The 12,588-nt window shown below is 44.7% G+C and carries 8 protein-coding genes and 2 pseudogenes; 2 read left to right on the top strand and 8 right to left on the bottom strand.

Annotation, left to right across the window (positions count from 1 at the left end; all coding sequences use genetic code 11):
- Window positions 1-235 (bottom strand): annotated as a pseudogene (locus tag BLS65_RS15865) (hypothetical protein); the annotation flags it as partial.
- A gap of 294 nt (window positions 236-529) precedes the next feature.
- Between BLS65_RS15865 and BLS65_RS15860 the strand changes: the two are divergent.
- The gene (locus BLS65_RS15860) at window positions 530-2,698 is read left to right on the top strand and encodes a cation:proton antiporter (RefSeq protein WP_092440768.1); all 2,169 of its coding nucleotides are present in this window, start codon (window positions 530-532) and stop codon (window positions 2,696-2,698) included.
- A gap of 307 nt (window positions 2,699-3,005) precedes the next feature.
- Here the strand turns inward: BLS65_RS15860 and BLS65_RS15855 are convergent, their stop codons facing one another.
- The 6 genes from BLS65_RS15855 to BLS65_RS15825 form a co-directional block, all read right to left on the bottom strand.
- Window positions 3,006-5,291, bottom strand: coding sequence for an FAD-dependent oxidoreductase (locus BLS65_RS15855; RefSeq protein WP_212590576.1), 2,286 nt, complete (start codon window positions 5,289-5,291; stop codon window positions 3,006-3,008).
- Window positions 5,292-5,555: 264 nt separating this feature from the next.
- Window positions 5,556-6,026 (bottom strand): hypothetical protein, encoded by a 471-nt coding sequence (locus BLS65_RS15850; protein ID WP_092440766.1) that lies wholly within the window; start codon window positions 6,024-6,026, stop codon window positions 5,556-5,558.
- Between the two features lie 385 nt (window positions 6,027-6,411).
- Window positions 6,412-7,299 carry a DMT family transporter gene (locus BLS65_RS15840; RefSeq protein WP_092440762.1) on the bottom strand — a complete coding sequence of 296 codons (888 nt, stop codon included), beginning with the start codon at window positions 7,297-7,299 and terminating at the stop codon, window positions 6,412-6,414.
- Between the two features lie 264 nt (window positions 7,300-7,563).
- Window positions 7,564-8,184, bottom strand: a complete 621-nt coding sequence (locus BLS65_RS15835) for a ribonuclease H1 domain-containing protein (protein ID WP_092440760.1) — start codon at window positions 8,182-8,184, stop codon at window positions 7,564-7,566.
- A gap of 780 nt (window positions 8,185-8,964) precedes the next feature.
- Window positions 8,965-10,038, bottom strand: coding sequence for an AMP-binding protein (locus BLS65_RS15830; protein WP_125869912.1), 1,074 nt, complete (start codon window positions 10,036-10,038; stop codon window positions 8,965-8,967).
- On the bottom strand, window positions 10,032-11,090 hold the full coding sequence (locus BLS65_RS15825) for an o-succinylbenzoate synthase (RefSeq protein WP_092440756.1): 1,059 nt from the start codon (window positions 11,088-11,090) through the stop codon (window positions 10,032-10,034). Before BLS65_RS15825 ends, BLS65_RS15830 begins: the two co-directional genes overlap by 7 nt.
- Window positions 11,091-11,698: 608 nt before the next feature.
- Here BLS65_RS15825 and BLS65_RS15820 point away from each other — a divergent pair.
- Window positions 11,699-12,235, top strand: coding sequence for a GNAT family N-acetyltransferase (locus BLS65_RS15820; protein WP_092440754.1), 537 nt, complete (start codon window positions 11,699-11,701; stop codon window positions 12,233-12,235).
- Between the two features lie 66 nt (window positions 12,236-12,301).
- Here BLS65_RS15820 and BLS65_RS18670 read toward each other — a convergent pair.
- Window positions 12,302-12,588, bottom strand: a pseudogene (locus BLS65_RS18670) (hypothetical protein); the annotation flags it as partial.

Here is a 12,588-nt window from a genome sequence, read left to right as displayed (position 1 = left end):
GCTGGTTCAGCTCTGAGCGCAGGTGTTCGGTAATATCCTCGGCGCATTCGCCGCCGCATAAAACCAGCATGAGGTAGGATCGAAACAAATCACTGTAGGAATACTGTGCCTTAACTCCCCGAATGCCAAGCGTTTGGTCTATGGTGTCGTAAATAGAGGCCTCCCGGATAATTTTGTCTGCAAAATTTATTCCGCCAAAAGAGTTGATGGTGTCGCTAGAATATGTAATTTTCATCCGCTACGATGTTTTCACCTAAGTAGGTGAAAATATTTTAATCGGGAAAGCCTTGTGATGATTATTATTACAGGGGTTCCCGATTATTTTATGCTTTTATGTTGCGGATATAAGGTTTAATCGAAATCGACTTCTGGTCCTCTAGCCTAATGGTTGAAAGTACATCGTTTAGCCGAAATAATAGTTCAGATTTATTTTAGGAGAAGATGCATTATACACGAACAAGCGATTGAGGATTTCACTACGTTTGTTTCATAAAGCAGCATTGAGAAAACAACCGAATAATTACACAAAATGCATACATCTCGAAGGAAAAAGGGATTGGCCAACTATAAGAATAGTCTGCTGTCCCTTGTAATTGTGAGTGGTATTGCGGCAATTCTTTGGGTTATCATTAATCAAGGAGAGAAATTATCGCTCATATCCGAAACCCAAGTGCCGCTTAAGAAGGTGGCAGAGACAAGCATAAGCACATTTAATGCCTTTGCCGAGAACCTATCCCATCCTCTTGCGCTTTTACTTCTACAGATTATCGTAATCATAGGAATTGCTCGTCTCTTAGGCAAGGTGATGGTTCGCATTGGTCAGCCTACGGTAATGGGCGAGATAATTGCCGGAATAATACTTGGTCCCTCGCTGCTTGGGCTTGTATTTCCCGAGGCTAATGCATTTCTGTTTCCAATACATTCGCTTGGAAACCTACAACTTGTAAGTCAGATAGGGCTTATACTGTTTATGTTCATAATTGGTATGGATCTCGACTTACGAGTCATTCGAAAAAATGCACAGTCGGCCATGATCATTAGCCACGTGAGCATTGCCGTTCCTTTTCTACTAGGAGTAATGCTAGCATACTTGCTTTACCCCAGTTTTGGCCCTCAACAAATGGGCTTTACGGCCTTTGCACTCTTCATTGGCATAGCGGTAAGCATTACGGCATTCCCCGTATTAGCCCGAATTGTTCAGGAACGGGGCTGGACAAAGAGTGATGTGGGCACTACCGCCATTACCTGTGCCGCAGCCAACGATATTACGGCGTGGTTTCTCCTTGCTGCCGTCATTGCTCTGGTAAAAGCAGGCAACATTAACTCTGCATTGGTTTCCCTTGGGTTATCTGCGGCCTACATTACGTTTATGATCATGGTAATGAAGCCTCTATTCCATAGGATTGCCGAGCAGAATTTTACCAAGGAAACTATTAATAAGCCCATCGTTGCCATATTCCTTTTCTCCTTAATTGTATCCTCATACATTACTGAGGTTATTGGCATTCACGCACTATTTGGAGCATTCTTGGCAGGCGTAATCATGCCTACCAACATTAATTTTCGCCATGTGTTTCAGGAGAAAGTAGAAGATCTGAGCCAAGTGCTCCTTCTGCCACTCTTCTTTGTGTATACCGGTTTAAGAACCCAAATCGGGTTGCTCAACGAACCTCATCTATGGCTAGTATTTGCTGCCATTGTGGCTGTTGCAACTATTGGGAAGTTTGCAGGCAGTGCTCTTGCCGCACGATGGGTAGGACAATCGTGGAAAAACAGTTTGATAATTGGTGCACTGATGAATACCCGTGGACTAATGGAACTTATTGTTCTTAATATTGGTTACGATTTAGGAGTGCTTACCCCTCAGGTATTTGCCATGATGGTGCTGATGGCGCTGGTTACCACATTTATGACTGGTCCTGCCATTGACACGATTGAATACTTCTATCAGAAAAAGGTATTGCCTCCACTTACCAATGCCTCCGCATTTAATATCTTAATATCGTTTGGGGCACCACCTGTGGGAAGCCGGCTGCTATTGATAGCGGAGAAATTCACCTCACCCAAACATAAACAAAAGAGTATTACCGCCGCGCATTTTAGCCCCAGCGCCGATATCTCGCTTCAGAATGCAAAGTTATTTGAGAAGGAGGGATTTGAGCCCATATTGGCAACGGCAAAGGATCGTAACATGAAGATAAAAACCTACTACATGGCTACGAATGAAGTACGTAAGAAGATTACAGAAACGGCCAACTCCGATAGCTATAACCTTATGCTGGTGGGCAGTTCGAAACAGCTTCTTTCGAGCGATGAAACGGGAGGTAAGGTGAGCCACTTCTTTGATGATGTAGAATGCAGCGTTGGGGTGTTAATCGATCGTGGATTTACGGAGCTGAACCGAATTGCGATTATTCTGGATGATCCCTCCGATAATCATCTGCTTAGATTAGGTCAACTTATTACCGAGAATGCCACGGCTAATATAACCGCCTTGGCATCCTTTGAGATGGCTATTCCGGAAAAAGAACTGTTTCGCTTTACATTAATGGATGATGTGATGCATACCGACAAGCTAATTGAAGCAGCAGCGGATTACGACCTTACGATTGTGAGCTTAAACTTCTGGAAAAAGACCAAGGACTACAGCATTGGAGCGCTATTGGAGTCTCAATCATTGCTTATTGTGAACAAGTAGCGATTACATGGACATAGGATATCTATACCGTAAAGCAAGAAGTGCCTCCAGTGTTTCTCCATGTGCCATACAATTTGTACATGACACAGAAGAAACATGTCGGGCTTTCAGCCCTAAATGAAGTTCTACTTGCACACAGGGCTGCGCCCTGTGCTTTTACAGGCAGGCCTTTCAGTCCTATACTTTCCTCAGTAAAACTGAATGACTCTCCACTTCAACACAAGGTTTCTAAAGGTCGGCCTTTCAGGTCTCTGTGTTGCCAATGGTATGAGCAAAACGGTGCTGCATTATACAGAATTTACAGGGGTTATCGGCGCATCATCATTTGCATAATACCACCACCATTTTTTACATTCGTAAAGCCCACCTTCATAAGTATTTGCTGCGCATAAGACGATCTTGCTCCAGAAGCACAATACACCGTTATATCTCTCGAATAGTCGCCCAACTTACCAATATGCTCGGGCAACTCGTCCAACGGTATGTTTATGGCGCCAGGGATTGCTCCGCCCCTAAACTCTGGCACCGACCGAACATCGACTACTAATGGTTCGTTGGAAGCAGTTGTTTTTGATCCGCTGGCCTGCCGAGCCATCATCATAGACAATCCACCACCATTTTTTACGTTGGTAAAGCCGAGCTGGCGCAACATGTTTTCGGCATAGGCCGAGCGCGCACCCGTGGCACAATAAACCACAATCTCTCTCGACGCATTTTTACCAAGTTCTGCGTATCGAGTTGGAATTTCATCGAGCGAAATATTAATCGCATCGGGATAGGCACCTGATTTATACTCTCCCGGTGTGCGGACATCCACAACAATTGGAGCATTTTGGTCGGTTTGTTTTGCAGCAGGGTCCACTTGTTCCTCCTCCTGCTCCTCTTTTAGCGATTTTAGCTGAATAGGCAAAACGTCAATCTTGAAATTCTTGAAACCAACGGTTTGCGCTTGCCGCTGCAACGAGATATACCCACCGGAGATATTCGTTACCTGTGTAAAGCCCATTCCCTTTAGAGTGCGCAGCGTCTGATGGCCTTTTTTCCCTGTTTCGTCATACACCACAATGAAACGATCGGTAGGAATTGCACCTATCTGATTCGAAAGCAACTCCAACGGCAAATGAGTAGCCCCAAGAATATGATTTTTTTCAAAGGCAAAGTAATCTCTCACATCGACAAACAAGGGGTTTTTTCCCTCAACAAAAGCATCCAACTCAGCAACGGTAACCGAAGGGCTGAATCCTGATAGCTTATTCTCGGCAGTGTAAGCCGCCATGTTTAGTGCATCGTTGGCGGTGCCAATTGGAGGTGAGTAGGCAAAATCGACATCAGCGAGGTCGTAAACTGTCATCTTTGATGCAGTAGCAGTCGCAATTACATCCAATCGTTTATCGGCTCCCTTATACCCTGCCGCCTGTCCACCAATAATTACACCGCTGTGTCGGTCGTAAACCACCGATACGGTTACAGTCTCTGCATTGGGATAGTATGAGGTATGGTGCTCCTTGTGAACCACAACCGCATCGGCTTCGATTCCTGCTGCGTGTGCCTGCTTTAGCGAAAGGCCAGTAGTTCCGGCAACCGCTTCGAAAACCCTTACCACGGATGTGCCAAGAGATCCTTTATAGCTGTGATTGCCGCCCATTACGTTTTCAGCAGCAATACGACCTTGCCTATTTGCAGGACCAGCAAGCGGAATTCTTACCTTTTTACCGCTAACGCGATGCTCAATTTCGATCATATCGCCGGCAGCATAAATATCGGGATCGCTGGTTTGTAGCTGAGGTGTAACTAAGAGTCCGCCCGACTCGCCCAATTGAAGTACGGCCTCCTTGGCCAGCTGTAGCGTTGGCCGAACTCCGATCGATAGCAATACCATGTCGGCATCGAGCATTGAACCGTTATCGAGCTTAACCCGGTTGGTTGTGATTTCGCTTACTCCAACGTTAGTATGTATACCTACACCGTACGATAGCAGCTCTCGTTCGATAAAGCCAGCAGTTTCAGCATCCATAATGCTCATTACGTGCGGCATCATCTCCACAACATTAACTGTAAGTCCTCGTTTCACCAAAGCCTCAACCATCTCGAGACCGATAAAACCACCACCCACAACAACGGCATTCTTAGGTTTCTTCTCGTTGAGATGGCGGGTAATCTTATCCATATCCTCAAGCGTCCACAGCGAAAACACGTGTTCGTACATAGCCCCAGGAAGGGTAGGCACAACAGGACGACCGCCCTGCGCCAATATTAATTTTGTGTATTCAAAAGTATTTTGTTCGCCGCTGCGGGTATCGATGGTCGTAACTGTATGCGCACTTCTATCAATTGACGATACTAGTGTATGGGTATAAACATCAACATCATACTGCTCTTTAAAACTCTCGGGGCTTTGAAGAATAAGCTTGGAACGGCTCTTTATATCGCCACCAATATAGTATGGCAAACCACAGTTAGCAAATGAAATATCGGGACCTAATTCCAGCATTGTAATTTGCGCTGTGCTTGAAATTCTTCGAACTTTTGCGGCGGCAGTTGCTCCGGCCGCTACTCCACCAACTATTACTATTTTCTCCATTTTGGTTTCCATTTATTAGCTATTTCTTTTGATGACAAAGGTATTGCACGGAAACTTTAGTTTAAACAGTTTTACGCTTACGCTATACAGCAAAAGAGTTGAAATGGAACAACTTTTTTATTGATCTAGATATTCATCCAGGCTATTACTTCTGTTTTTCCCTTTTCGTTCGACGAGTGTCGAAGGGAGTGAAAGGTAAAACGGGTTTGTGAGTTAATGAAGTCAAAGGATGGCTTTGACAAATGGATAGATTTCCAACAGTAAAATCGCTGTTACTTATAGCAGTCGCAACTCATCGGCAAAGTCGGCTTGCAGGTCTTCGTGTAGCGTGGCCAACAACTTGTGGATTTTCTGAAATTGTCGAAGGTAAATATTACCTATAGTGGAGTTTATGGGCATGGAGATTCCAACTTTCTTCAGCTGCAAGCAAAAGTGGATAAGCACCTCTATTTCGGTCTGCCTATTTCCCGAGAACTTTGTGTATTTATTGGCGATGCGTAGAATTTTCCGAATGGTTTTCTTAGCCAGGTAAGAGTTGCTGCGATTAACTTCTTTGAATTGAACGTTGATCTCGTCCTTCACAGCTTGAACATATACTGATTCATCATCAGCCTCGAAGAGTAGGTAGGTGAGCAACTCTTTATTCTCCTTCTTATACTTAGTAAGATGCACGCACAGTTCAACCAACTGATCGGGGGGTAGCGAGTTTAGCTCGGTTTTAATTTCCTTTAGCGAGGCAGCTTTCATGGGGATCGAGAGTGATTACAATACAATGACAAAGAAAGGCATTTTCAGCAGGGATTTCGCTTTAAACAGTTTCAATATGTTTTGTTCCTTTTGGGTGAAGTTGCGATATACATTCAACCATGTTGTGGTGGTTTCGAGACACCTACACAAAAAACCGAATTGCATTCGAGGCTTTTTACGCTAAATCCTTTCAGAATATAGTGTCGCAACGATATACGGTATTGTAAGGAAAGGTTCTTACAATAACAGGCGAATAACCATCCCAGCGTTTTTTTTGCAATAGTTACCAATGCTGCAATAAAAGTGACACCCATATTGGTTTTGAACTGCTGCAGGGTACAGTTACTATCTCCAATCGGTTGAACGGGAAGCAGCATTGCGGCTTCTACTTGCATAGCATTTCCTTAGCAACTTTGCTTCGTCGTTCGTTTGCTGTAGACATAAACTGAAAAGCAACAATACCTAAAAGAATTATCACGCCACCCAAAACTTCTTTAAGGCTTAAGGATTCGGAAGCAAAGATCCAGGCAAATAGAGCTGCAAATACCGGTTCGAGGGTAAAAATTAATGCAACAGTAACCGTATCGACATGTTTTTGTGCCCATACCGAAATGAAATAACAAAAAAGTGTTCCCACAAAACCGAGATACAATAGCGTTATGGTTTCGCTCGAGTTCAGTCCAAATGAAATGGGCTGAGTGGTAACATAAATTATGAAACTTGCGATAGAGGCAAATAAAAACTGATATCCGATAAGTGAAAAGGCCTCAGTAGTTTTTACATATTTGCCCGCCAGAATAAGGTGCCATGCTAGGGAAAACGATGTAACGAGAGTAATCAAATCTCCAATATTCAGAATGGTTTCGCTATCGTAAGTAAGAATATACAAACCAATGAACACAACGATCAAAACGGCTACTTCGTGAATTTTAAGTTTCCGTTTAAAGAAGATAAATAGTAGTATGGGAATGATGATAACACCAGCACCGGTAATAAAAGCACTGTGCCCGCTACTTGTATATTTCAATCCAATGGTTTGAGATATGTATGTGGTGGCTAATAAAAGACCCAGCACCATACCTTTTAAAAGCGCATTAACATTAAAAAGATCGCGCTTGTTTTTAAAATAGACAAATATGAGCATTGAAACAGCGGCAATAAATGTCCTGACAAACACTAGGTAATATTCATTGACTGTGGCAACGGTATCTTTAATAAGAAAGAAGGTTGACCCCCAAATAATAGAAGTTAGAATCAGCAGAAATATTTTCATTGAATAGATTCTCAAATTAAACGACACAAAATATTATCCAAATACAGCGGAACATTAGGCTACCACGTTACTACTCAATTTACAAAAATCAGCATTTATAGTAATCCACGGAAACGCATTTCAGCACACAATAAAGCTAAAACTATTAAAGGAATAACGAATGCGATGCCAAGAGCTGTGAAACTATTACGATGAAATATAGAACTGAAATCTATGGCAAATCGAAGCGTTCGATAACGAACAGTAGAATAGAAAAACCGAACACTATTTACGACCAAAATCAGCCGGGATCTCGCCCCAAGACTCGGTGTCCCATTTAAGAACCGTGGTAGTATAGCTGTTTTCGGAAAGCCATTTCTCCGCGCGATCGATGAGTTGGAAAAGTTCCTCTGTTTGACGATTTCGCTCCAACTTGGTTTTACACTTCTTTGTCTTGAGCCAAGCCATGGCAGTTTTGGAATCGGTATATATTGGGTTTGGAACACCCTTCTGCTTAAGCAGCGCAAGCCCATGAACAATGGCCAAGAACTCACCAATGTTATTCGTGCCCAGTGGAAATTTCAACCGAAAATATTCCTCCTTGGTGCGGGTATGCACTCCGCGATACTCCATCACCCCGGGGTTGCCGCTGCAGGCAGCATCTACGGAAAGGCTTTCGGGAATAATCTTATCCGAAGAAACAGAGCTCTTTTTAGCAGAAGCATTTCCCTTATTCAGAAACAACCATGGATTCTTGGTAAAGGCAACCTCTGCATCGCCAAGGTTCTCGAAGGAGAGGTATTGCGCACCTTCAAACCCAACAACCTGCTTTTGACAATCGGCCCAGGTATGGTAAACTCCGGGAGTTTTCCCCTTCCAAACTACGTAATACTTCTGCTTTGCCATTTAACTGTATTTAAAGCAAAGTTAAGCAAAATGTGCGAATTGAAGTAAGACCGAAGACGGAAGACCGAAGACGGAAGACCGAAGACGGAAGACCGAAGTCGGAAGTCGGAAGTCGGAAGACCGTAGACTGTAGACCGAAGACCGTTGACTGTAGACTGCAAACCGTAGACTGTAGACTGAAGACCGAAGTCCGTAGACTGTAGACCGAAGACTGAAGACCGTAGACCGTAGACTGTAGACGGAAGTCGGAAGACCGAAGACTGAAGACTGTAGACTGCAAACTGAAGACCGAAGTCCGAAGACTGTAGACTGAAGACGGAAGACCGAAGACGGAAGACCGAAGACGGAAGTCCGAAGACGCAAGTCGGAAGACCGAAGTCCGAAGTCCGAAGACCGAAGACCGTAGACTGTAGACTGAAGACTGTAGACCGAAAACTGTAGACTGTAGACTGTAGACCGTAGACTGTAGACTGTAGACTGTAGACCGAAGACTGACGACTGTAGACCGTAGACTGTAGACCGTAGACCGTAGACTGAAGACTGTAGACCGTAGACTGAAGACCGAAGACCGTAGACTGAAGACTGTAGACCGTAGACCGTAGACTGTAGACCGTAGACCGTAGACTGAAGACCGAAGACTGTAGACCGTAGACTGTAGACCGTAGACCGCAGACCGTAGACCGAAGACTGTAGACCGAAGACTGAAGACCGAAGACTGTAGACTGTAGACCGAAGACTGTAGACTGAGGACTGAGGACTGAGGACTGTAGGCTGAAATTACTATCTCCTCTTCAGATAGTTGGCCACTACGACCTTTTTCAAGATCTTCCCTGCATCGGAGAGATCGAAGGTGGGAACAAAAACAATTTTGCGGGGAACCTCAAACTTGGATAACAATATGGGCAATGCATTATTTAGATGATCGAGCTGCTCCACACCAAACTTCTCGCCCTCAATAAAAAGAGCCACCTTTTCGCCCAACACCTTATCGCGCAACCCTGCAATAAAAAAGCGGCATGGAATTACCGAGAAAATCTTTTTCTCTACCTGTTCCGGAAAAATCTTAATTCCCCCGGAATTAATTACGCTATCGAACCTGCCTATCCACTCGAAGTGCGAGGCATCCTTAATGGTTACAATATCATTAGTGGTAAGCGAATAGGGCGTTAGATCGGGTGCATTAATCACCAAGCAATTCCGCTGATCGACCTCAACCTCGACACCCTTAAGCACCTCGTAGTAGGGTGACTTGTGCAACCCATTTACCGCCCTCAAGGCCACGTGCGAGCTGGTCTCCGTCATGCCATAGGTGGCATACACGTTGGAGGGTAACTCTTGGCACTTCAGCTCCAAATCGGTGGGTATCTCCCCGCCCCCCACAATAATGGCATCGATCTCCAATCCCTTGAGAGACTCCAACGAAAGAGCCAACTGAAAAGGGGTGATGGCCGCAAAATGTATCGTACCGACATCGTGCAAGAAAGGGTTTGAAGCGGGTTCAACGGGAATAAGATTCATTCCGGTAACAAAAGCCCTCACCACCATCATTTTGCCTGCGATGTAGCTAACGGGAAGACACAGCAGCGCATTGGTATGCGCGCCTAGGCCAAAGAAGCGCTGGGTCATAAGGGCAGAGTTGATCATCCGCTCCTTGGGCTGCTGAATGGACTTAGGAATACCGGTGGAACCGGATGTGTGCACCATCACAAAATCGGTATCGGAGAGCCACTCGAGAATAAAGAGGTAGAGGTCGTGCTCCCACGCAGGAAGCGCGTTATCGTGCACCTTTGCATTACACAATTCAACGAGAGCAGACCGGCTATACTGCTCTCCATTTATTGTTAAACCTACCATTGCAGCATAGTTAAATCCCAACTCTTTTCGGGACGATAGTAAAGTTTTCCCTCGGAGATGGTTAGGGGCGAGTCGATATTATTGGTAAAGACCTGTCCGGTTCCGAGCCCTTGTGGCAAGGGATTATTCAGGGTAAAGGTCCACTGCGCTATGGCATTTAGCCCAACATTCCCCTCGAGGGCGGAGGTAACCCACCAACCAATATCATACTTCTCGGCAATGGAAATCCAATCGTTACATGCGGCAAATCCGCCCAACAAACTTGGCTTTAGGATGATGTATTGCGGCCGAATAGTGTTTATAAGCAACTCCTTTTCCTCCGAAGAATAGATACCTATTAATTCCTCATCGAGAGCGATAGGTATGGGCGAGCTGGCGCAGAGACAAGCCATGGCGTTGGGATGGCCTTGACCAATGGGCTGCTCGATGGAATGAATGGAAAACTCAGCGAATCGATTTAGCTTATCCACGGCATTCTCCGAAGTGAATGCGCCATTAGCATCGAGACGAATGGTAATATCGCTGGGCGAAAACTGTTTCCGAATGTTGCGGAGGATGTCTATCTCGGTTTCAAAATCGAGTGCGCCTACCTTGAGCTTTATGGTGGAAAAACCTTGATGAATCTTCTCCTTAATCTGCGCCTCCATATACTCGCGCCTCCCCATCCAAACGAGCCCATTAATGGGGATACCCGTTTGTCCATTGGTGAATTCCGAAGGAAAAACAATAGTCTGGGGGAATGCATGGTTGGACAAATCGGCAAGCGCAACCTCGAGTGCAAAGGCGATGGAGGGAAATTCAACGAGGTCGATGGAATCGAGGCGAATGCCGGCATTTATTTGCTGGCAAACGAAGTTCAATTTCTGACAGAAATCGGGTCTATCGTCGATGCTAAGGTTTGGAAGGGTAGAACACTCCCCCACTCCGGTATAGCCAATCTTGGTATCGTGCAGCAGCAGATACCACGACACCTTCTTTGTCAACGTTCCGCGGGAGGTTTTTCCCGGAATTACGAAATCGAGTATATGGCTAACAACGCGAGCTTGAAGCATTATCTATAAAGTAAAATTAATCATGGAGACAGAGAGAGCACGGAGCCTCGCTGAAATAAATTCGTCACAGCAAATATAGGAAATCTAACGTGGAGAGCACAGAGAAAAAATGGGCTAATATAAAAGTTACCACGGAGACACGAAGAGCACGGAGAATTTTGTTAGAAAATTGCTTCTCCGCGATACCTTTTTTCCTCTCCGAATAGCAAATTTGCTTCTCCAGCTAGCAAATTTGCTCCTCCGGGTAGCAAATTTGCTTCTCCGAGTAGCATTTTTCCCTCTCCGGGTAGCAAATTTGCTTCTCCGAGATACCTTTTTCTCACTCCGAGAAGCAAATTGCCTCTCGTCCTAGCAATTTTCCTCTTCGAGAGGCAATTTAATGGGAGAATGAAAGGTTGGAGGTAAACCTATAAGTGAGCAGGCAGAGTTTAAAAAATATTCGCTCGCTGATTGATGCCATGTGATAAAGATTTATACATTTGTGTATTGTGTATGTTTTTCACACAATACATACCAATAGGGCATGTATTGTGTGATTTTATCACACATATAACCGAGTTAGCTGCAAGGCTGGACGGACAGTAATCAACTAATTCAATAGACAACAAATGGACAAAGACGAAAGAGTAGAAACAAGAATACTTGTGGTTCCAGACGATATAGAAGCCGTAAAAAAATTATGGTTTGACTATTTAGTTTGGGGAAATGACAAAATGCAAGAGTTGTATGGTGTTCATCCTCATAATCCAAAAGAAGCAGTTGAACAAGACATTCAACAAATTAGTAAGTTTCAGCCACCTTACGGACAAATAATTCTTGCAATTTATCAAGGCAAAATTTGTGGACTTGGAAGTCTAAAAAGCATCAGCCCCGAAATCGGTGAAATAAAACGGATGTTTGTTGACCCAACGATTAGACGAATTGGGGCCGGACGAGCTATACTTGAAGGTCTTTTAGTTGAGGCAAAAAATGTAGGTTACAAAAAAGTTCGGCTTGACAGCCCGAAGTTTATGGAAGCAGCTCACTCGCTATATAGAAGTTTTGGTTTTCGTGACATTGAATCGTATCCTGAAATGGAAATCCCAGCAGAATTTAAGGACTATCTGTTGTTTATGGAATTAGATTTAACGAACGACAATAAATAGAATATGAAAAGCCCAGCAGCTAATCGAGTAGGCTGCCCCGCCAGCTAGGCTGACGGGGAGAGCCTCTCACACCACTGTACGTACGGGTCTCGTATACAGCGGTTCATTAAGATGTGGCGCAATTTTCTCGTAATGTGTAAGCATAGCCTCATACCCCCTTTTGCCTAAGCGATCAAGGGTAATCGTGGTTCCCAAAATGGGGCTTTGGGCAACTGCCCAGCCTCCCATTCGCGTTCTACTCCACGCATAGGCGTGATCATGGTCAATTCCTAGCCGAATTAGGTTTTTCCGCTTCCGTTCAGGTTTCTTCCAGTGGTGCCAAATGCAGTACCGCAGGCGGTTGCGCAACCAGC

Source organism: Williamwhitmania taraxaci, from assembly GCF_900096565.1.
Classification (GTDB): domain Bacteria; phylum Bacteroidota; class Bacteroidia; order Bacteroidales; family Williamwhitmaniaceae; genus Williamwhitmania; species Williamwhitmania taraxaci.
Note: the sequence above shows the minus strand (reverse complement) of the source record. Positions and strands in the feature narration are given on the sequence as shown.